The sequence below is a fragment of the Faecalicatena contorta genome (assembly GCF_022835095.1).
Lineage (GTDB): Bacteria > Bacillota > Clostridia > Lachnospirales > Lachnospiraceae > Faecalicatena > Faecalicatena contorta.
On record NZ_BQNQ01000001.1, the window covers coordinates 4,729,288 to 4,750,934 of the forward strand.

General features: G+C 46.2%; 13 protein-coding genes and 2 tRNA genes. 9 read left to right on the forward strand and 6 right to left on the reverse strand.

Features of this window, described 5'->3' with window-relative positions:
- The first annotated feature begins 1 nt into the window (after window position 1).
- The 3 genes from MWG26_RS21160 (at window position 2) to MWG26_RS21170 (ending at window position 1,404) form a co-directional block, all read left to right on the forward strand.
- The gene (locus MWG26_RS21160; protein ID WP_025653616.1) at window positions 2-1,051 is read left to right on the forward strand and encodes a sulfate/molybdate ABC transporter ATP-binding protein; all 1,050 of its coding nucleotides are present in this window, start codon (window positions 2-4) and stop codon (window positions 1,049-1,051) included.
- 165 nt (window positions 1,052-1,216) lie between these two features.
- Window positions 1,217-1,289, forward strand: a tRNA-Ala gene (locus MWG26_RS21165).
- A gap of 43 nt (window positions 1,290-1,332) precedes the next feature.
- Window positions 1,333-1,404 (forward strand) — tRNA-Asn (locus MWG26_RS21170).
- 193 nt (window positions 1,405-1,597) lie between these two features.
- Here MWG26_RS21170 and MWG26_RS21175 read toward each other — a convergent pair.
- Window positions 1,598-3,004 (reverse strand): GntR family transcriptional regulator, encoded by a 1,407-nt coding sequence (locus tag MWG26_RS21175; protein ID WP_025653617.1) that lies wholly within the window; start codon window positions 3,002-3,004, stop codon window positions 1,598-1,600.
- A gap of 305 nt (window positions 3,005-3,309) precedes the next feature.
- Here MWG26_RS21175 and MWG26_RS21180 point away from each other — a divergent pair, with 305 nt between their 5' ends.
- The 3 genes from MWG26_RS21180 to MWG26_RS21190 all read left to right on the forward strand — a co-directional run bounded on the left by MWG26_RS21180 (window position 3,310) and on the right by MWG26_RS21190 (window position 13,262).
- The gene (locus tag MWG26_RS21180) at window positions 3,310-7,041 is read left to right on the forward strand and encodes a diguanylate cyclase domain-containing protein (protein ID WP_117440574.1); all 3,732 of its coding nucleotides are present in this window, start codon (window positions 3,310-3,312) and stop codon (window positions 7,039-7,041) included.
- A 229-nt stretch (window positions 7,042-7,270) separates the two neighbouring features.
- A complete protein-coding gene (locus MWG26_RS21185; RefSeq protein ID WP_117440573.1) occupies window positions 7,271-10,462 on the forward strand; it encodes a PAS domain-containing hybrid sensor histidine kinase/response regulator in 3,192 nt (1,063 codons plus the stop codon).
- Window positions 10,463-10,466: 4 nt separating this feature from the next.
- The gene (locus MWG26_RS21190) at window positions 10,467-13,262 is read left to right on the forward strand and encodes an ATP-binding protein (protein WP_117440572.1); all 2,796 of its coding nucleotides are present in this window, start codon (window positions 10,467-10,469) and stop codon (window positions 13,260-13,262) included.
- Window positions 13,263-13,627: 365 nt separating this feature from the next.
- Here the strand turns inward: MWG26_RS21190 and MWG26_RS21195 are convergent, their stop codons facing one another.
- Window positions 13,628-14,221 carry a TetR/AcrR family transcriptional regulator gene (locus MWG26_RS21195; RefSeq protein ID WP_025653620.1) on the reverse strand — a complete coding sequence of 198 codons (594 nt, stop codon included), beginning with the start codon at window positions 14,219-14,221 and terminating at the stop codon, window positions 13,628-13,630.
- Window positions 14,222-14,511: 290 nt separating this feature from the next.
- Here MWG26_RS21195 and MWG26_RS21200 point away from each other — a divergent pair, with 290 nt between their 5' ends.
- From MWG26_RS21200 to MWG26_RS21210, 3 genes are all read left to right on the forward strand, one after another.
- The gene (locus tag MWG26_RS21200) at window positions 14,512-15,501 is read left to right on the forward strand and encodes a 2-keto-3-deoxygluconate permease (protein WP_025653621.1); all 990 of its coding nucleotides are present in this window, start codon (window positions 14,512-14,514) and stop codon (window positions 15,499-15,501) included.
- A gap of 59 nt (window positions 15,502-15,560) precedes the next feature.
- Window positions 15,561-16,541 carry an amidohydrolase family protein gene (locus MWG26_RS21205; RefSeq protein ID WP_025653622.1) on the forward strand — a complete coding sequence of 327 codons (981 nt, stop codon included), beginning with the start codon at window positions 15,561-15,563 and terminating at the stop codon, window positions 16,539-16,541.
- 378 nt (window positions 16,542-16,919) lie between these two features.
- Entirely contained in the window at window positions 16,920-17,399 is a 480-nt protein-coding gene (locus MWG26_RS21210) for a GNAT family N-acetyltransferase (protein WP_025653623.1), read from the forward strand.
- 59 nt (window positions 17,400-17,458) lie between these two features.
- On the opposite strand, the gene MWG26_RS21215 is transcribed toward MWG26_RS21210, so the two are convergent.
- The 4 genes from MWG26_RS21215 to MWG26_RS21230 all read right to left on the reverse strand — a co-directional run bounded on the left by MWG26_RS21215 (window position 17,459) and on the right by MWG26_RS21230 (window position 21,612).
- Window positions 17,459-18,076, reverse strand: a complete 618-nt coding sequence (locus tag MWG26_RS21215; RefSeq protein ID WP_025653624.1) for a class I SAM-dependent methyltransferase — start codon at window positions 18,074-18,076, stop codon at window positions 17,459-17,461.
- Between the two features lie 305 nt (window positions 18,077-18,381).
- Entirely contained in the window at window positions 18,382-19,200 is an 819-nt protein-coding gene (locus tag MWG26_RS21220; protein ID WP_117440571.1) for a CvpA family protein, read from the reverse strand.
- Between the two features lie 8 nt (window positions 19,201-19,208).
- Window positions 19,209-20,402 carry a DUF5711 family protein gene (locus MWG26_RS21225; RefSeq protein ID WP_025653625.1) on the reverse strand — a complete coding sequence of 398 codons (1,194 nt, stop codon included), beginning with the start codon at window positions 20,400-20,402 and terminating at the stop codon, window positions 19,209-19,211.
- 52 nt (window positions 20,403-20,454) lie between these two features.
- A complete protein-coding gene (locus tag MWG26_RS21230; protein ID WP_025653626.1) occupies window positions 20,455-21,612 on the reverse strand; it encodes a LysM peptidoglycan-binding domain-containing protein in 1,158 nt (385 codons plus the stop codon).
- Window positions 21,613-21,647: the final 35 nt, after the last annotated feature.

Sequence of the window (21,647 nt, forward strand, 5' to 3'; positions counted from 1 at the left end):
CATGGCTGTTGAAATGACGTTTAAAAAGAAACTGGGAAGTTTCACACTGGACATGCACCTGAAAAGCACCAGCCGCCGCATCGGTATCCTGGGAGCCTCTGGGTGCGGAAAAAGCATGACCCTGAAAAGTATTGCGGGAATTGTCACGCCAGATGAAGGCAGGATCATGATAGATCAAAAAGAAGTATTTAATTCTGGAAAGAAAGTAAACTGGAAACCGCAGAAGAGGAATGTAGGATATCTGTTTCAGAATTATGCCCTGTTTCCGAATATGACCGTAGAGGCTAATATTGCTGCCGGTTTAAGAGGATCCAAGGACGAACGGGCTAAAAGAGTTGAGGAGATGCTCGGAAAGTTCCAGTTGAGCGGTCTGGGAGAGCGGCTGCCGGGCGAATTGTCCGGCGGCCAGCAGCAGAGAGCCGCTCTGGCAAGAATCATGGCATATGAGCCGGATATGATCCTGCTGGATGAGCCATTTTCCGCGCTGGATGTATTTTTAAAAGACAGGCTGCAGCAGGAAATGATCGAAATACTAGCCGATTATGAGGGTACAGTTATTTTGGTGTCCCACAGTAGGGATGAGATCTACCGGTTCAGCGAAGAACTTTTGATTATGGACGACGGGCAGGTCATCTGCTGCGGGAAGACAAAAGAAATATTTACAAATCCGCAGTGGAAAGAAGCAGCCAGGCTTACGGGATGTAAAAACATCACGCAGGTCACCCATCTGGGAACAAATGCCCTTATGGCGCCTGACTGGGGAGTGGCGCTGAAGTTACATCGGGGTATTCCCGCGGATATCCGGTATATTGGAGTACGTGCTCATGATTTTGTTCCGCGGTGGGGCGCTGCTGCCAAAAACTGTATTCCCGTAAAGGTAAACAGCATGGCGGAACTGCAGTTTGAACGAAAATATTTTCTGAAAGGAGCCGAAGATGGTGCCGAGGAAATATGCTGGTTTGTACAGAGGAATGATTGGAATATGCTGGACGAAAAGGGAATTCCTGATTATCTGCAGGTTCCGGAAGACAAGATATTGCTGCTAAAATAAGAATGGCTGCCGTTTGTTTTATAAAGGCTAACGGCAGCCGTAATTCTGTTTTAAAATTATATCGAGAACTTTATGTATAAAATCGAGGAAATATCATAAAATATATTGACAGCTCCCATGGAATATGGTATTTTATAAAAGTTGTTGGGAACAATAACATTTCATGGGGGATTAGCTCAGTTGGGAGAGCGCCTGCCTTGCAAGCAGGAGGTCACGAGTTCGAATCTCGTATTCTCCACTATCGCTCAGTGCAAAGGCACTGGGAGACAATTAGATAATAATCCTCGATAGCTCAGTGGTAGAGCATTCGGCTGTTAACCGAAGGGTCGTTGGTTCAAGCCCAACTCGGGGAGTTAAAAAAAACCTGTAAATGCAAGCATTTACAGGTTTTTTTATTCAAAGGAACCTTTCCATAAAGCAAAACAGATCATATGTTTGTAAGAGCGAACGTATGGGTGTAAACAAAAAAATTCGGAATCATATCGCTTATAGGGCAATATTAGGTTCCAAGTTAGGAAACCACAATGGAGCTCTTTGTTATCGGAACTACTTACACTCTGCAGAGTAAAGAAGTTTTTCCGTTTGCTTGATCTGTGTAAGCACATATTGGAGCAAAGCCGACATTCCATCTGAAAACAGGTCAGTATTTTTTTCATCCAAAGCACGATTCATCACCTCAATAGTGCCCGATATTTCGCCGCTTCCCTCTTTCCTCCATTGATCCAGTAGAAAGGGGTATGAAAGGAGCAGAAATCCCGAAAGTTTGCCGAATGTCTCAAAAAAAGAAGATAATGGATAAAGAACCATCAAGTAGTCCATTAGCAGTATAGCTACATCCAGAACACAGCAGTTTTTCTTATCCGACAAGATCTTCTTCATTTCTTGAATATGCTCGTTAGTAAGTTTTGAGAATTCCCTGTCAACCACATTTTTGAATACAACCAAAAGAATTTCGGCGCTTTCTCGTGCCATTACAATGTTCTTTTGTATGGTGGGCCGCTGCAGCTTTTCATAATTGGGAGGACTAAATACAATTCGATTTCCAACGCCGTTCATGGAGTAAATCAGCCCCATATCCCGCAACAAACTCACCGTGCGCCTTACTGTACTTACGGAAACAGAAAGCTCCAACGCCAAATTTTCATAGGATGGAAGCATTTTTCCCTCCCAATACTGCCCGCTGATAATGCCATAAATCATCTTTGCAGCCAACGTGTGGCAGTGCTGAGGCCTGTCACGGTATGTCTGCCAATGAAAGGAAATCTGCTTCGGCTTAGGAGTTGTTTTAGCCGCCTCCGTAATAAATGCCAGCAGCGTGGTCTGCGTAAGAGCCTGAAATCCGGCGAACGCTTGAAATAAGCCGGCTCGGTCTAGAGCCTCACAGCTCGATACGGTCATATTGTAGTATTCCTGATATTCCAAGCTGCTCTCTTCACTGAAGGATGCCATACAAGGAAACTGGAAGAAAGAAACCACATCTGAAAACAAAGTATTAATCAGCTGGTTATCGACAGCGCGCAGCATGATTTCGCAGCAAAACATAGAAATGGATACGATGTTAGAGCCTTTTTCCCTGCAAACGCGCAATATTTGCATCAGATCATTGTCAGTGAGCTTTTGACAACCAGCATAAAAAAATGGTGTTAAAAGGAGCACTGCTATATGGTAAACTACATTAATCTCATCTTTGCGGGCGAGGTAATAATTTTGAGTGTACTGGAGCGCTTCACTTGGCGTGGTCTTATAGATAACTTCTGTATGCCTTCCCGGTGAGACAAAAATCAGGTTGTCCTGCTGCAGCTTTTTTAATGCGTTCCGTACTGTTTGCGGTGCTACCTGAAATGTGTTGCCGATTTGTTCAATGGTTGGCAGTAAGTCTCCTTGATGGAGTTGCCCAAATAGAATGTGACATTTGTAATAGTCATAAATCAAATTATATTTTTCTCGCTCCACAATCAGAGTACCTCCATGCAGTCATAAAATCATGCCGTTTTTTTATAATTATATTTCTATTATACTCTATTTGGCGCTGACAGTCTATTACTTTAAAAACACACAGTTGCATCCGGCTCAATCCCATATTTTAATCAGCTTTCTTCCTATTTTTGCTATCGTAGGGCCGAAGGGATAGGGAAAAAGGCAATATAATGTTGATTTATGGCAAAAAAATTGGTATAATCAGATCATATATACACACATGAACAAGGAGCGGAATCTTGACTTTCGGATATCGTCCCGCCTGAAGAAAGAGGGATAGTATGGACAGAAACATACTTTTAATTGTAGATGATGTAGAGCTTAACCGGATGCTCCTTCGGAATGTCTTTGAGGAAGAATATAATATTCTGGAAGCTGAGAATGGTGAACAGGCGCTTTTCCTGATAAAGCAATATCAGGATTCTATTGCAGCGATTTTGTTGGATATCGTCATGCCGGTAAAAGACGGCTATGAAGTATTGGAGAACATGAAGCAAGCACAGCTGACGGACAAACTTCCTGTGATCGTGGTCACCAGCCGGGATTCTTCGGATGATGAAGTGCTGGCCTTTGATCTGGGTGCCGTCGATATTGTATCCAAGCCCTTTGAGCCCCATGTGGTCAGCCGCCGGGTACATAACGCCGTGGAACTGAGCCAGAACCGGGAGCATCTGGAACAAACTGTGGAGGAACAGGCGGCCAGTCTGCAAAGATCCACCAATTTATTGGTGGATGCACTTTCCTCCGTGATTGAGCATAGAAGCGTGGAATCGGGGCAGCATGTCCTCCGCATTCGGACATTTACCAAGGTGCTGCTGGAGAACGTCATGCAGAGCTATCCAGAGTATGGCCTGAATGAACAGGAAATTGCCATGATCTCCAGTGCTGCGGCGCTCCATGACGTGGGGAAGATCGCCATCCCGGATATCATCTTAAATAAACCGGGGAAACTCACCGAAGGAGAATTTGAAATTATGAAGATCCATGCGGAAAAGGGCGGAGAGATCCTGTCAGTTCTCAATCCCATCCACGATAAAAAATATTTGCAGTATGCTTATAATATCTGTATGTACCACCACGAACGGTGGGATGGCAAGGGATATCCGGAAGGACTCAAAGGGGAAAACATCCCCATCTGCGCCCAGGCGGTCGGTGTGGCGGACGTCTATGATGCGCTGACTACACAGCGGGTGTATAAGGGTGCATATACGCCGGAGACAGCGTTCAGTATGATTTTAAATGGTGAGTGCGGGCAGTTTTCCCCCAAATTGCTGGAGTCATTTAAAAATGTTTTTCCAACTTTCATGAAACTGACTTATCAGTATGCGGATGGTATTTCTCTTAAAGCTACATTTGCGAAAGAGGATCTGGCCGAAAAGAAAACTGTTGTAAATCCCACCACGTTGGAACTTGGACAGTTGAAATATTTCGCTATGCTGCGGTATGAAGGCGCCACTGTGATTGAAGCGGATGTGGACACAGGTGTTTACCATATCACCTATAAGCAGAATAGTGACTTTGATATGCTTAGCACGGACGGGTCGTTTTTTGATGTCTATAATGAGTTCATCCTGCACTGCACCCATCCGGACGATCAGGTCGGGTTTGATGCTAAAACCTATTTTTATGACTTTATTGCCAGCGGCAGCCTGGCAAAGACGCGCCGTTACCGCATTCTCCGCGGTGCGTCGGGAAATTTTGTGTGGTATAAAGCAACGGCTCTGCGCCTCACGGCGGACAACCCGGCAATCCACAAAATCCTGATCATCTGGAAAATAGCGCCAACGGAGCTGTGCGATACACCGGAGCGGAATATCGCCCGGCTGCCTAACGAGGCCAATGCGCTGATAGCCGCGATGCAGTGCGCCTACGATCAATATGGCACGATTTTAAATATCAACGACGGCTTCATGGCCTTGCTGGGTTACAGCCGGGCAGAGCTGACATCTCATATCCAAAATCATTATATAGAGCTGGTCTGCGCGGAGGACCGGGCAACCTTGCTGAAAAATGTCCACAGACAACTCTGCAGAAAAAATGTCTTTGAAACGGAGTACCGCGTTCAGACCAAAGACGGCCGCATTCTTTGGGTTTTGGACAAAAGCCAGCTTTTGGCAAAGCCGGATGGTACAGAGTATATCAATACGATCCTGACCGATATTACCAAGACCAAACAAGAACAGGAAGAGCTGCGGCTGAGCATGGAGCGGCATCGGATCATCATGGAGCAGTCCAACGACATTATTTTTGAATGGGATATTCGAAAAAACAAGGTTCTTTACTCTGCGAACTGGGAAAAAAAATATGGGTATACGCCTATTTCAGAAGAAATCGATCTGCGCATTGCCAACTCATCCCATATTCATCCGAAGGATATTCCTGCCTTTTTGAGCTTGATGCACAGTGTCTCCTCCGGCGCACCCTATGGGGAGGCAGAGCTGCGCATTGCGAATGCAGACGGACAATATATTTGGAACCGGCTGCGCGCCACCACCCAGTTTGACCAAAGCGGGAAACCAGTCAAAGCCGTAGGCGTGATTTTGGACATCGGCACGGAAAAACAGCGCGTTCAGGACCTGATCGACAAATCCGAACGCGATCCCCTCACTCATCTGTTTAACCGGGAAGCTACCGAGCGCAGGATACAGCATATTTTTGAGAAAGCGGAGTCGGACTGCAAATCCGCCATGATGATTATTGATCTGGATAATTTTAAAATGGTGAACGACACCTTTGGGCACCTGTTCGGTAACGTGGTGCTGGCAGAAGTTGCTGCGCAGATGCGGCTGATATTCCGTCCGGGCGATATCCTTTCCCGCATCGGCGGTGATGAGTTTCTGGTCTACATGAATGATATTTCCAGCAAAAATGGGCCCTGCAATCGGGCGGAGCAGTTAATTGAGGGGATTCGGGGCGTTTTGCGGGAAAAGCTGGGCAGTTTTGTCTTGTCCTGCAGCATAGGACTTGCTTACTTCCCAGAGGACGCCCGTGAATTTCAGAATCTGTTCCACTGCTGTGACCAAGCCCTGTATCACGCAAAAGCCCAGGGGAAAAATCGGTATGCGCTCTATGATAAGGCTATCATGGAGCAGTGGGGGGATTTCCCCGGGCAGCCGCTGATGATCGCAACGACCCGTATTGAATCTAATGAAACCTACGAACAGGACACTGTGGAGACGATTCAGCAGGTTTTTCGGGTATTGTACGGGGAGACGGATATGGGACAGGCAATACAAAGCGTTCTCTCACTGCTGGGGCAGAAGTATCAGGTGAATCGTGCCTATCTGGTAGAAAGCGTGGAAAAAGGCAGACATAATAAGGCGGTCTATGAGTGGTGCGCAGAAGGGACGGTTCCGCTGAAAGAGAAATTTCCGCATTTGCCGTATTACGATGTTCAGGCCACCAATCATTTGCTTGATGCCAGCGGAATCTTCAACTGTCCCGATGTTGATATGCTGCCGGAGAGAGAACTTAAGCTGCTTCGTACCCGCAGCGCCGAGGCTGTGCTTGGCTGTGCGTTTTTTGACGGCACGGAGTTTACGGGCTTCATTGGATTTGACAGTGCGGGGAAAAGGCGGTGGACTCAGGGACAGATCAGCGTTTTGAGCTTTTTATCAGAATGGCTGTCCGCTTTCCTCATCAAGAAGCGTGCGCAGGATAGTCTGGCAGATTTTAATCAAAATCTTTGTTCTTTGCTGGATGCACAAAGCTCCTGGATTTATGTGGTGGATCCGGATACCTATACGCTCAAGTACATCAATGCACAGGCACAGCGTTTGCTTCCTGGCGCAAAAGTCGGTATGTGCTGCTATGAGACCCTTTTTGGGCGCAGCACGCCCTGTGGGCGGTGTCCGATGAAGGAAAAGCTGGCCTGTCCGGAGGGAGCGGAACAGATGGAGCTTTATAATTCTATGCTGAAGATTTGGAATTTGGCGGAGGCATTCAATATAAAGTGGGACGGTGCGGACGCCTGTATGATCACCTGTCAGGACATCACCAGATATAAGGCGTAGGGAGAATCGCATATGTGACAAAGCCGGTCGGAGGAATGTGATCTGGCCGCGAATTTTGAAGGAAGAGGTAACTAAATCATGGATGCAAAAAAATTTCTTGCGGCCTGTGGCGGGGATTATGAATGCACGATGCGGGGCTTGATGGGGAATAAAATGTTGTTTTGCCGTCTGCTTCCGAAGGTGTTTCAAAATATAAATTTTCAAAAATGGAAACGGGGGGAACAACAAAGTGAGTGAACGCACTAAATTTGAGGAAGCAGCCTTGGCTGCCGAATTAGGTATGTATCGGGAAATTGCTGATGAAGCGGCCGACACTCTATGCGTAGTGGAGCAGAAGAGCCATAAGATCCTCTATTTCCATGAGGCCAAAAAGTTAGTTTCCAATACGGACAGCTGTGTTGGGAAAAAATGCTATGAGGTCTTTCACGGACGGGTAACGCCTTGCCCCTTCTGCACTCTCCGGGATGGAGTACATGGAGAGGACAGACAGGTGGAATCCCCCTGGGGCAAGAGGATCTATCGCATCCATAGCCGGGCGACGATATGGAATGGAGAACCAGCATTCATCCAGCTCCTCCGTGATGTGACCGAGGAGGAAGCGGAACGGCAAAGGAAAAAACGGCTGGAAGAATATTTTCAAACGCTGGTGGACAGTCTGCCCGGCGGTGTGAGTGTGGTGCGTCGGCAGAAGGACTGGAGCATCACACCGGAATATTTATCGACCGGCTTTGCGGATATGACGCATACTTCGTTAGATCAAGCTTGGGCAACATACAGGCAGGATGCCCTGGGCGGCGTCCATCCGGACGATGTAGAGCGGATCAAAGCGGAACTGGAAGAGGCCTTTACCAACATAGATCGCCACTATGAACTCACCTACCGCCTGCTGGACGGAACAGGCGGATATATTTGGGTGCGAAACACCCTGACAATGCTGCCTGACGAGGATGGCGGCCTGCGGCAGTACTGCTATCTTCGGGATATTACAAAAGAACGCGAAGAACAGGAGCGAACCAGGGCGCAATATAAAAAGCTGATCCTGCGGCATTATCAGGAGCCGGGAGATAATACGCTGGTGCTTGGGCACTGCAACATTACACAAAATAAAATTTTGGAGGTCAATGATTTTACCAGCTCAGGCTCCATTAAATCGCTTGGCACGGATCGGGAGTCGTTTTTTAATGCCATTTCACAGATGATCGTGGATACCGGGGATCGGAAGACCTTTTTGGACAGGTATCTCTCCGCTCCGATGCTGGAGGCCTACCGCCGAAAAGAACTGGAGCAGATTTTTACCTGCCTGACCCAATTTCCAGGCGAACTGGTGGGATGCTATGCGCAGTATAAGGTGAATCTGGTGGAAGATCCTGACAGCGGAGATCTCACCGGAATCCTGTCCGTAACCGATATCACGGAGCAAGTGGTAACCAATTTGGTGCTGCGGCGCTTATCCGATACTGGCTACGACCACATTCTTGTATTGGACATATTCAGCAATCGCTGTACAGTGTTTTCCGGCACTTTACGTACAGATTGTATGCCGCCGCAAAACGGCGACTATATACAGATGATGGAGTATCTGCTGGAGAATTGTATCTTGCCAAAGGATCGGGACACGTATCGAAAGCACCTGGATACCGTGCCTATGATGGAACGTCTGAAGAAAAACGGCGCGTACAGCTTTGATTATTCCATGGTGGATGGGGATGGGAACATTAGCACCAAGCGCATGACCGTATTTGCAATTGACCTGCGGCTTGGCAAGGTGGGGCTTTCCCAGATGGATATAACAGAAACAGTCAGGGAACAGCAGAGCCTTTTGAATATGCTGGCCTATACGTTTGAAATAGCTTCTTTTATTGATATCAATACGAAGCGGATGGTCATGCACACGCGCGAGACGGTGCTGGAAGATCTCTCCCCCTTGTCCATTGAGGACTGTGATTATCACATTCAAGCTGGTCTGGCCCCCTACAATACAGCTGGACAGAATATGGACGAGGTTCGGCAGCGGTTTCTATTGGAAACCATACTGGAGCAATTGAAGGAGCATCCTTTAGGCTATGATTTTGTATATGCCTATCAGGGAGAAGATAATCTTCAGTACAAAAAGATCAATATTCTATGGGGCGACCGGAATCATCGAACCGTGTGTATCGTGCGTGCAGACGTCACGGAAATGCTGGCAGAGGAACGAAAAAACAAGAGGGAACTGGAGGATGCGCTTTCTCTGGCCAAGCAGGCCAGCCAGGCCAAGACTGATTTTTTCTCCACTATGAGTCATGATATCCGTACCCCAATGAATGCCATCATGGGTATGACTGAGTTGGCGCTCGGCCATCCGGAGGATCCAGATTATGTAAAAGAATGTCTTGGGAAGATCTCTCTTTCTTCCAAACACCTGCTGAACCTGATCAACGATGTTCTGGATATGAGCAAGATCGAACACCGGGATATGGAGCTAAATCGGGAATGTCTCTCTTTGAACGAACTGGTGGAACAGGTTTGCACGATGGTCAGGCCCCAGGCGCTTGAAAAGCATCAGCAGTTCCATGTGAAGATCGGAACCATCTCACATGAATACTTTTATGGGGACGGCTTGCGGATCAATCAGATACTGATCAATATTCTGGGTAATGCGGTGAAGTTTACGCCGGAAGGCGGTCAGGTGGATTTCCTGGTGGATGAACTCCCTGCCGTGAACCGTGTGCATTACCAGTTTGTCATTAGGGATACAGGCATAGGAATGTCGCCGGAGTTTCTTACCCATGTTTTTGAGCCTTTCGCCAGAGGTATGCGCGTAAGCCGCGTCCAGAGTACTGGCCTGGGGCTAAGCATTACCAAAGGTTTGGTGGAACAGATGGGTGGAACGATTTCCGCAGAAAGTCAGGAGAGCAAGGGTTCTCTATTTCAAATTGATTTGGAATTTGAAGCGGGAACTGCAGCCCCGCCAAGCACAAACGAAAAAGAGCATCCGATTATCTCTAAAAAAGCCACAGATATTCTGACAGGAAGCCACTTCCTAATCGCGGAGGACAATGAAATCAACGCGGAGATTCTGCAGAGCCTGCTGGAAATGCATGGTGCCAGATCGCAATTAGAAACGGATGGTGAAAAAGTAGTAAAGGCGTTTTCGTCGAACCCACCGGGGACTTATGACGCCGTTTTGATGGATATCCAGATGCCGGTGATAAATGGATATGAGGCGACACGTGCCATCCGGGCGCTTCCGCGGGAAGATGCCGGCACGATCCCCATTATCGCCATGACGGCCAACGCCTTTGCCGAAGATGTACAGACCGCGCTGGAAGCGGGGATGACCGCCCATGTGGCTAAGCCTATTGATCTGGATGTGCTGCAAACGACTCTAAAAAACGCGCTGTCACAAAAGCTGAGGCTTGAGGAGCGCCAACAGAGGTGACTATATGATAAAACATCAAATACATGGAGGTATCCGCTGCCTTGCCGCGGCATTTCTATCGACACTTTTGGCTGTATCTTTCTTCTCCCCCTGCGCGGCCGCAGCGGAGTCAGAGGAGACTGTCCTGCGGGTGGCCTTCCCCGACGCGGAGGGTTACACTTCTCTTTCAAAGGATGGTTCGCCCATCGGTGTGGTAGTGGATTATCTTAACGAGATTTCCAAATACACCGGCTGGAAATACGAATATGTCTCCACGGGCAATGCAGTGGGAGACTTCCAGGATGGAAAATTTGATCTGATGGGCGGAACCTTTTACAACGAAAGTCTGGAAGAAATATTTGGCTACCCGGATTATAACTGCGGCTACACGCAGGCAAAACTGATGGCCAGGAAGGATGACGCCTCCATCCGCAGCTATGACACAGGGACGCTGAATGGAAAGACCATCGGCGTGTATGACCGATCTACCGAAAATATCCAGCGTCTCAAGGAATGGCTGACCATTCAAGCTCTGGACTGCGAGATTCGCTATTATGGCCGTGATGCGCTTGAAAATGGAAATCTATACAATCGATTAGAGAATGGGGAAGCGGATCTGTTGCTGGGCTATGGAACAGATATACCGGACACTCTATACACAGCAGCATCCTTCGGCGGTCAGGCCCATTACATTGTCACCCAGCCAAATAACCAGGCGATATTGGATCAGCTCAATATGGCGCTGGAGCAGATCTATGCCGCAGACCCGGAATTCGCAGAAAAAGAACAATCGAAGAACTTCGCGGACAACCTGACGGGATATGCGGTTTTAACAGAACAAGAATTGTCGTACATCGCAGAAAAAGGCACTGTTACTGTAGCGGTTCCAAATGATTGGCACCCTATGTACTGCGTGGACATCGATGATTATCATGAGGGGTTTGTGCCGGATGTATTGGAGAAAGTGACAGAATATTCGGGTCTGCAATTCACATATCTTACCTGCGACTCCTATATGGATGCAATAACTATGGTACAAGAGGGAACAGCCGATATACTGGGCTTTTTTATGGGCACTGAGGAGAGCGCATCTGATCATGATTTAGCCAGAACGACTGCCTATGCCGGCCTTTCTCCGATTTTGGTCCGAAATAAAAATGTCACCTATCCTTCGGAAGGCAGAGTATGCGGCGTGATGACCGGCCGGAGCAAATCGAAGTCTGTTGTCGCGGACAAGGTAGTGTATTACCACAGCGCCGAAGAAGGATTGAGCGACGTCAACCGGGGGAAGATTGATTTCTTCTATGGAATAGCTGCACATACGGAAAACATCATACGAACAAAAAACTTGACCAATGTAGTCCAGGTGAGCCTTCCAAACAGCAACACAGAAGTTAGTTTTGCGGTTTCAAAGCCGGTGGGCACACCGCTGTTCTCCATTTTGAATAAGGCTGTCAACAATATGACAGAATCAGAGAAAGAAGCCATCAGCAGTTCGAACATGGTTTCCATTGGGGATACGCATATTACACTGTCCAGCATCATCGCCTCCAATCCCCAGTTAGCAATTACCGTAGTCGCTCTGTTTTTGCTGTTGATTCTGCTCTCGGTGAGCCTTTATTTTCACTTTCGGCTGCGGGCTGCCAAGATGCGGTTGGGATGGGAGAAAGCGGAGGCGGACAGCCGGGCCAAAACCGATTTTCTTTCCCGCATGAGCCATGAGATCCGCACACCTATGAACGCCATTGTAGGATTGGCAGATTTGACCGAACAGCTTCCGGGTCTGCCGGAAAAGGCACAGCTCAACCTGGGAAAAGTCAAAGCCTCCTCACATTACCTTCTGAGTCTTATCAACGATATTTTAGATATGAGCCGTATCGAAAGCGGAAAAATGACACTCAACTGTTCGCCCTTCTCCATGGATGAACTGCTCGACAATATTGAAAGTATGCTTGCCACGGATGCCGAACGCCGTGGTTTAGAGTTTCATATAGAGAGCAACGTGCATGCGGAAACTTATCTGGGCGACAGTGTCCGTTTGAGGCAGGTGCTTTTGAATCTGCTGTCCAATGCTTTCAAGTTTACATATGAGGACGGCAGCGTTACGCTTCGTGTAGATGGCGCACCCGCCGGCCAGACTGATCAGGCGCTTACCGTTCAGGTGATAGATACCGGCGTGGGAATCGCACCCGAAAGCCAGGAGCGTGTGTTCCAGAGCTTTGAGCAGGTAGGAACCAGCTCCACCAAGAGTATGGGAACCGGTTTGGGACTTCCCATCAGCCGAAGCATCGTGCGGCTCATGGGCGGTGATTTGCTTTTGCGCAGCGAGCTGGGCCGGGGCAGTACCTTTTATTTTACGATTACCCTTCCTTTTGGGGAGCATAGTCAGCAGCCTGAGTTATGCCCAAAAACGGATTTGACTCTGCACGGTATCCGGATTCTTTTTGCGGAGGACAATGATCTGAATGCAGAGATCGCCATGGAACTCTTGGGAGCCCAGGGAGCCGATATACAGCGGGTGGAAAACGGAAAACTGGCGGTGAAACGTTTTGAAGCAAGCACTCCCGGAGAATTTCAGGCAATTCTCATGGACATCCAGATGCCTGAGATGAACGGGCTGAATGCAACAAAAGCCATCCGAAACCTGAACCGGCCTGACGCCCAGACGATACCGATCATTGCAATGACTGCCAACTCTTTTCAGGAAGATGTAGATGCGGCTCTGACGGCAGGTATGTCTGGCTTTGTATCAAAACCGGTAGATATCAATGTCCTGTTCAGTGAACTGCACAGAACCATTCGAGCGGCGGAAAACACATAACTTTGGTATACAGTTTTATCCCATCCTGGATATGAACAGATCTATCAAAGGGGTTGGGGCGAGGAAGCGTTTGGCGGAAAGAATGGTACAATAGCATCCACATAGATTCGATTACAAAAGCCGTAAAGCGCATTTAAGTTATGGATGTTAAATCCTTTCTCATTAGGCAACGTCTTGGAATAGTTGTCAGGCTCGTGGGGATTCTGGGCTGAATCAAATTTACATCCCTCCGCAGCTAGCCGGCGATCCCCCCCATACCGTCTGATATGGGGGGGAGATTACCCAATTCTGCCATTTTGTTTGATCAGGATGATTAGAATATGGTCTGGAGGACTTATAATACTGCAAAAAAACTGATCCCACCTTCATTCATCGAGTATTCCCATCATCGGTATAATTCCGTTAAAAGTCAGATTGACCATTTTTTGGGTCATAAATTCGGCACTATACTTGAAATTACTTTTTATATAAAACTTAAGCAGCCCATAGTGTGCTCCGATTATGTAATTAGTCAGAACATCCAACGGAATAATATCCTCAAATTTATAGGTAATGGGGCGTAACATCGTAGTATACCAGTCAATTCCCTGCTGCAGAATCAAGGCGTCGAATTCTAAAGAACCATTAGGACCTAATAGTAAAGAAAAAAGTTCACCATGATCCCTGACATGGCAAAACCAGTTATAGTAGCACTCGTATGCCTCGCCCTTTTTCATAAGCTTATTTGGATTTTTAAAAGAATCTGATACCGCTTTTGTTAACCCTTCAGCGGTTTCTCTCATCGTCTGTTCCAAAAAAATATTAATATCTTCATAGTGGCTGTAAAATGTAGAGCGATTAATCTGGGCTTTTGCACATATATCCGTAATTGTTATACAGTGAATACTCTTCTCTTTCAACAACTCGATCAAAGCATTTTGAATTAGTGATTTGGTTTTTATTTTCCGTAAATCTGCCATTGTAATCTCCCTTCCACCTCATTCGGCTGTTCTTTTGTTTTCTTCCTCTTTACTTTACTGGTCTATATAATTATAACATAATATGTCTCCTATTATAATAATCAATTTCTCAGACTTTGTAGGTTTTCTTGGGGTTACTCACCACAAAAAAAAGGGGTGACGGTTAAACAACAAAACTTATTTTTTTAATGGTCGAAATCTGTGTTTTTAACTGTTAATATTAAGAAAAAGCAAAGGCCGATGCAATAGATGTTAACCATGTTTAGTTATTGAAAGGAGAGAAATATACAGTGATAGATATTTATGGAATTTTCAAGAAGATACCAGGTGGATCATTGCTTTTCCCGATGTTTACTGTGGCATTAATTAATACCATTTTTCCGGACTTACTGACCTCTTTTGGGGGAATGACAACCGCAATGTATAAAACAGGTACATTGACCGTTGCGGGAATCATCTTGTTTGCAACCGGTGCAGGTATTAATGTTAAGACATTAGGAACAGTTCTCAAAAGATGCGGTGCTCTTACGATAGCCAAATTTGCAATCGCTTTCGGTTTTGGCACTCTCTTCGTAAAAATGTTTGGTGTTGACGGTATCTGGGGAATTAGCGCAGTTGCATTTGTTACGGTTATCTGCAGTACAAACCCCGGAGTATTCATGGGATTAGCAGCAGACTATGGCGAGCCTGCGGATTTAGGAAACTTCGCAGTAATGAATCTGGCTTCCATGCCTTGTTTCCCTATCATGATATTAGCAACCGCAACGGGCGGAGCTTTCGATATCATGAGTGTTATCACCATATTAGTTCCTTTCTTTTTAGGAATGCTGCTTGGAAATATCGACCCGAATTTTGCTAAAATGATGAAGCCTGCCACCCCAATTCTGATTCCATTTATGGGAGCCTGCTTCGGCTCGTCAATCAACCTTATCAGCGCTTTAAAAGCAGGTTTATCAGGTGTTCTCTTAGCCGTTGTATTTCTGATTATCAACGTTGTAATTATGCTTTTTGTAGACAAAATTATCAACCGGCGTCCTGGTTACTGTGGTACAGCCTGGTGCAGCGTAGCCGGTATCGCAATGACAGTACCCGCAATGCTTGCTGCCGACCCGACTTATGAGGCATACATCGGCACAGCAGGTTCACAGATTGCATTGGCCATTGTTATTACGGGCCTTGTAAGTCCATTTATTACAAAATGGGTTGTGGGGATGTGGGGATCGCCAAAGGTTCCATCTAATAAAGAGAAAGCAGTTGTTATTAAGTCAGCAGCTAATTAAACTTAATGCAGTATTAATATCAGTTTAAAAAAATAATATATAAAAAAGGAGAATGATTTATGAAGATTATCGCAGCAGAAGAACATTTTGTTATGCCGCCAAAGCCTGGTGCACCTGCACCGAAAGGATTACCGCCGCTGGAACAGGGCACTATGCTCGGAGCTCCCTGGTTAACCAATCCAGCGTGTGCAATGGATCTTGATGATGTTCGTATTGGTATTATGGATCAGGATGGCGTGACAATGCAGGTACTTTCCACTCCATTCGGCCAGGTTTGGCCAGCTGAAGTAGCTGTGCAGAACTGTAAGGAAGCGAATGATTTTCTGGCAGCAGCTATAAAACGCCACCCAGATCGTTTTGCAGGCTTTGCAGCAATTCCAACGGCAGTTCCGGAGGCGTGCGCTCCTGAGCTGGAACGTGCAGTGAAAGAATTAGGATTTGTCGGCTGCCTGATCGGTAACCGTGTGAATGGAACGAAATTCCTTGATGATCCTGAGTTTGAAGATCTTCTCGCAGCCTGTGAGAAACTTGATGTACCGATTTACCTCCATCCAGGAGCTCCGCCGGCAGAGATCACAGCGCTGTGCTATTCCGGATTTAATGACGAAATGGTCTCCGCATACTCCCGCTATGGTATGGGATGGCATACAGATGTAGGCCTTCATATGCTGCATATGGTTATGTCAGGTGTATTTGACCGTCACCCGGATCTTCAGATGATCCTTGGTCACTGGGGAGAATTACTGCCCTATTACGTTGATCGTTTTGATACCGCTATGCCGAAAGAATTTGCAGGACTTAAGCATAACCCAAGCTATTATCTGCGCAATAACATGTATGTTACATCCAGTGGTATTCAGTCACCGGAATGCTTTGAATTCTGTGTGAAGGTCCTTGGTGCTGACCGCATTATATACTCTGCAGATTATCCATTTGCTTCTGTTGAAGGAGCTGATAAGCTCTTCAATTGTCCGAGTATCAGCAAAGAGGACCGGGAAAAATTTGCGCATGGCAATGCAGAGCGTCTGTTCAAGCTCTAAAAGCCCTTAATGTAATCGCATTTTCGATGATAGTAAGAAGACTGACTGTAAGACAAATTCCTAAAAACCTCCGGGCTATTTCAGTTCGGGGGTTTTTATATGCCCTTTTCATATAAGATTTCCTATATCCCAGCCCTTATATATCCCATCTCCTATTATCTGTTTTTCCATACATCCCAGCTTTATCTATTAGAAGTTTCCATATTATATTTTACATAGATATGTTTTAGTTTCTATGTGTTTATCCAAATTTCTTTTCTTTTTTATTGTAATCATGCTATACTGGATTTAATGGAGGAATAGATACGTTAAGATAAATAATTGTTTGGATTATACCCCTAAACGAATACAATGAATTCACTAATCAGGAGGATGGATATGAATTACCAGATACGTGAAATAGCTGAAGCAGAATACCCTTTATTAGATACTTTTTTGTACGAAGCAATCTTTATTCCCGAAGGAACAGAAGCGCCGCCAAAATCCGTTACAGCATCGCCTGACCTCCAGGTTTATGTCTCCGGTTTCGGTACACAGGAGGCTGATAAATGCCTGGTTGCAGAAGCCGGCGGTAAAATCGTGGGGGCAGTCTGGGTACGGATTATGAACGACTATGGGCATATAGATGATGTAACTCCGTCATTGGCCGTCTCTGTTTATAAAGAGTACCGGGGTATTGGAATCGGAACCGCTCTGATGAAAAGCATGTGTTCTCTGCTAAAGGAAAATAATTACAGACAGGTTTCCCTGTCTGTTCAGAAGGCCAATTATGCCGCAAAAATGTATCTTGATCTAGGTTTTCAGGTTGTACATGAGAATCTGGAGGAATATATCATGGTAAAATATCTGGAGTGTTGACCGTACGCTCCGGATCCCCCCTATTCTCCAACAGTGGCCGCAGATACGTCCGCGATAACCTATATACTGTTTTTCTCTCCAACTGCACAAAGCCAGCCCTTATCATTTGTGTCTATTTTAATATTTGTAAAACCAGCCCGCTGCAATAAAATCTGAATCTGCTCAGAATTATATACCGTCATTCCTTCGATGATTTCCGCCCATTGTTCCCCTTCTTCATCTTCACCATTGGACTCATTACAAATCATAAAGATTCCATTCTCTTTTAGAACCCTGTATACCTGTTCAAAGGCCTTAGTAAGGTCGGGCCAGTAATATATCGTCTCAAATGCGGTTACCACATGAAACGATGCGTCTGTGAACGGAAGGTCCATCACGTCTCCATGCAGGATTTCACATCGCCCAGCCTTAATTGCCTCTTCATTCATCTTCCTGGACTCTTCTACACTGATCTGCGAGTAATCAATTCCTTTTGCCTTGCCATAAACGCTTTTTTCAAGCAGCGTTTTTATATTTACCCCGCCGCCGCAGCCAATATCTAAAGCTGCGTCACCTTCGTGTATTGTAATGTGGCTGAAGCCCCACTCTGCCATAGCGATGTGTCGGCTGTTCATCTGATGAATCATCTTTTTCCCGTCTAATCCTTCGGGCTTGCATGCATTCTGATAAAATCCCATCTTATTTCTCCCAATAATTTATTAGCTCTAAGTCGTATCATAATCAGCAAAATCTTTCAAACAGGCTGACAATTTGTAACAATCCAGGCTTGGCTGAACTGTTACGACAATTTTCATTATATCCATTTTTTTCAAGTTTGTAAATGAATCTTCTTATATATTTTATATCAGATATAGTAACGGGCATAGTAACTTTAGCTGTTACCGTTCTGATCCAATGAAAGGGCACCATAAAACAACTGGTTCCCCAGTTATTTTACAGCACCCAATATATTAAAACACCAAAAAACTTTGTTGCATCTATATTAAAACTTCAGTAATTTCTGAAGCAGGATATTTTTGTCATACAAGAACGTCAGTATTGCACTGTCCTCGATCAGGTCAAAACACATTTTTCCGACTGCCGTAGTATATACGAGAGTCAGGATAAGAAACGCGATCCATACAATCAGGAGCGCCACAAAAATCCCCGCCAGTGCGCCTGCAAAACGGTTGAGCAGGCCCACGACCGGAAGTTCTCCGATGATATCCACAGCGGCCATCAATGCCCTTACGATGATGATGGCAAGCAGGAATGTCACCAGAAATGATACTATTTTTATAGCCATTCTGGATATATAGGAGGCCACGTATTCCGGAAAGCTGGATACATTGAGCTCGCTGTATATCTCAGAGTTATTATTTTCCAGAATGATGTTTTTCATAAAGGATGGCAGCGCCGAATTCTCGATCTGCTTTATCTGTGCGTCTTTTGGGATCTCCCCCACTACTTTAAGGACATCCTCTGCAGTAATCCCCAGCTGTTCCCAGTCCAGCTCTTTTAGGTTCGCCAGATCGTCTCCGCTCAGCCCGGCAAGGGGGGTACCGCTTAAATCCACTTTTGACAGTTCTTCTGCCGAGATCTCAGGCATGAATGCCTCAGTGCATTTTGTTTCTATCATTTCAGAAATCGGCGTATATTTGGTCAGTGCGTGTGCTACGTAAGGGTTCAGTACAATCATAAGTACGATTGTAAGCACAACAGATACCAAAGAAAGTGCTATTCTGAAAAAGCCTCTCAGATATCCCACTGCCATACAGATTATAAATATAACGCCGACCATGATTAATAACCAGTTATTCATATCTTCTCCTATTTCACCAGATAAACGACTCTCAGTTCATCGGCGCTCATCACCAGGTATCTGTTTATCCCCCGCGCAGGGATGACTTCCAATGCATTGGTCTGCAGGTCACCTTTAAACCGCATGATTCCGTTCTTTGTGATAATACAGCATTTGGTTCCCTCAAACATGATGATCTCATCCTCATGCATTCTGACGCTGCTGTATTCTCCAGCAAATGCTTTGTTCATGACCTGTTTGCCTGACTTATTATACAGGCGGGCCTCGTACCCCGACTTATCCTTATTCAATAGCACAAAGCCTATGTATTTGTCTGTATGAAATACGCTTTTTATTTCCTGATTGATCTCCACTTCCTTTTTCTTCTGCGGTATTTCCTTTCCCTCATATATGATAAAGGAACTGTCACTGACCGCAACGGATGTGGTATCGTCCATAAAATATACCTCCGGGATGATACTCCCGTCGTACTCCTCCATACTTACTTCATAATCGGTTCTGGATTTGCCTTCCTCGCCAAAATTGTAGTAGGCAACCCTGGACTTCACGGCCCCGTCCTTCGTGGACAGGTAAGAAACGGCTAGTGTCATGCCGTCCCGCGACAGATCCAGGGCAAGGGGATACCCCGTGCTGTTTAGTGTGGCCTGATGTTCTACGAGAATATTTCCCGTGGCATCGTATGTTACGATCATTGGGGAGCCTTCATTTTTCAGGATTGCACTTACAATTCCCTGGCTGGATACCGACATTTTTTCGATTGGGAGCGTCGTCTCCATTTCGCCCTTCAGGCCCTTTTCCGTGAACACCAGTATGGAGTTGCCTCCGCTGTCCCCCACAGCAAATGTTTCTTCATTGACATCAATCACCGGATTCTTCATCTGGCATGGCTGAATCCACTGCTCTTCATTCTTTCTGTTCAAATATACGATACCATCCCGGCTGTATCTCACGATTCCGTCGCCGAACTGGGCATACCGGTTGGTGTCCGAAGTTTCTTCTTCGTATGATGCAGCCTTACGTACACTGGTGTAGGACCTGTTTTTCACCAGCAGGTACGATCCGCTTACAATCATGATGATCAGCAGCACGGCTATGCTCCATCGCTTTACCGCGTCTTTTCTGTGCCGCTTTGCCGACTGTTTTATTTTTTCCAAATCCACCGGGCCGGCCAGTTTCAAATATGGATTTTTCTTTTGCGTCATGTCTGTCCCCTTAATGCGTTCTTTCGTCTTACCAAAAGATTATAACATCATTTTATGGTAATAGCAATTTCTGCCCGACGTAAATCAGATTTCCATCCGTCAGACCGTTCATTTTGCAGATCGCATCCACATGGGTGACATCTCCATATGTTTTCCGGCTTATTATCGCCAGCGTATCGCCCTGTTCCACGACATATACGCCATCGCTTCCGTTGACACCCGCATCTGTTTTCGCCGCATCGGCATCCTGACCGCTTTTGTCAGTATCCTGCGGCTGATCCGAATCGGCGGGAGCCTGTCCTTCATCGTCTTTCTGTCCGGTATCCTCCTGAGCATCCTTTTGCCCGGCCTCCTGCTGTAGTGGTTCACCCGATGGTTCATTGGTAACTGCAGTTACATTCCCACTGGTCTCCTTCGCCTCCACAGGCTGCTTGTCCGAGGACGTGGTACTCGTCAGATTGTTCAAAGCGGTCTGCACCGATTTCATTTTATCAAAATTGTTGATCGTGGTGACACCCATGATAATGACAATCAGCACCAGGCACGCGCTGACGGCGTACATCAGGTGGTTGCTTCTTTTCTGCTGCTGTTGTTCCTCGCGGGTTCTAACCAGACTGCGAAAGTCCTTCGCAGCTCTATCCTCAACAGTTTCCGAGGGACACACCCCATTCTTCTTTCTAGTCGAGATCATATAGTTCTGCATACATGGATTTTTTTCATAATATGTATAATGCCCGCCGATTTCCATCAGGTCATTGAACTTCAGTGCAAAGTACACCTCGTCCTTCTCCACAGGATCTTTCATGATAAACACCGTATTTTTCTTGGGGAACGACTTTCTGTGGAGCTTCACCGTACTGTGTTCCGGCGTCAGCGGTACCCCCTGATGCGCAACAAACCAGCCCAGCATCTCTCCGTCTTCAAAATATTGTTTGCAGTCCTCGTAGGCTGTTTTCCATGTATCCTCGTCTATTACATAATCGCTGCCCGATAATTTTAAATCGTGCATTTGGATCGCTCCATATATGTACACATACTCCTCATCATCTGTTTTCTGGATATCTCCTACCAGGAATGCACCGATCGGTCCCTCCCCCGCTTTTTCGCACAACTGGGCGAAAAATGTATCTACATAATCTTCTACATAAATCTTCGGGCTGTCACTGACATTCCCGATTTGACGCACATTTTTAGGAATTTGTCTCTCCATTACACTCACCTCTGAATAAAATTTTTCATAAGCAT

Excerpts from the sequence above, each read along its gene's own strand:
- MWG26_RS21230 (WP_025653626.1), bottom strand. The coding sequence starts at position 21,612 with ATGGAGAGACAAATTCCTAAAAATGTGCGTCAAATCGGGAATGTCAGT.
- MWG26_RS21215 (WP_025653624.1), bottom strand. The coding sequence starts at position 18,076 with ATGGGATTTTATCAGAATGCATGCAAGCCCGAAGGATTAGACGGGAAA.
- MWG26_RS21190 (WP_117440572.1), top strand. The coding sequence starts at position 10,467 with ATGATAAAACATCAAATACATGGAGGTATCCGCTGCCTTGCCGCGGCA.
- MWG26_RS21160 (WP_025653616.1), top strand. The coding sequence starts at position 2 with ATGGCTGTTGAAATGACGTTTAAAAAGAAACTGGGAAGTTTCACACTG.
- MWG26_RS21180 (WP_117440574.1), top strand. The coding sequence starts at position 3,310 with ATGGACAGAAACATACTTTTAATTGTAGATGATGTAGAGCTTAACCGG.
- MWG26_RS21205 (WP_025653622.1), top strand. The coding sequence starts at position 15,561 with ATGAAGATTATCGCAGCAGAAGAACATTTTGTTATGCCGCCAAAGCCT.
- MWG26_RS21195 (WP_025653620.1), bottom strand. The coding sequence starts at position 14,221 with ATGGCAGATTTACGGAAAATAAAAACCAAATCACTAATTCAAAATGCT.
- MWG26_RS21225 (WP_025653625.1), bottom strand. The coding sequence starts at position 20,402 with ATGACGCAAAAGAAAAATCCATATTTGAAACTGGCCGGCCCGGTGGAT.
- MWG26_RS21210 (WP_025653623.1), top strand. The coding sequence starts at position 16,920 with ATGAATTACCAGATACGTGAAATAGCTGAAGCAGAATACCCTTTATTA.
- MWG26_RS21220 (WP_117440571.1), bottom strand. The coding sequence starts at position 19,200 with ATGAATAACTGGTTATTAATCATGGTCGGCGTTATATTTATAATCTGT.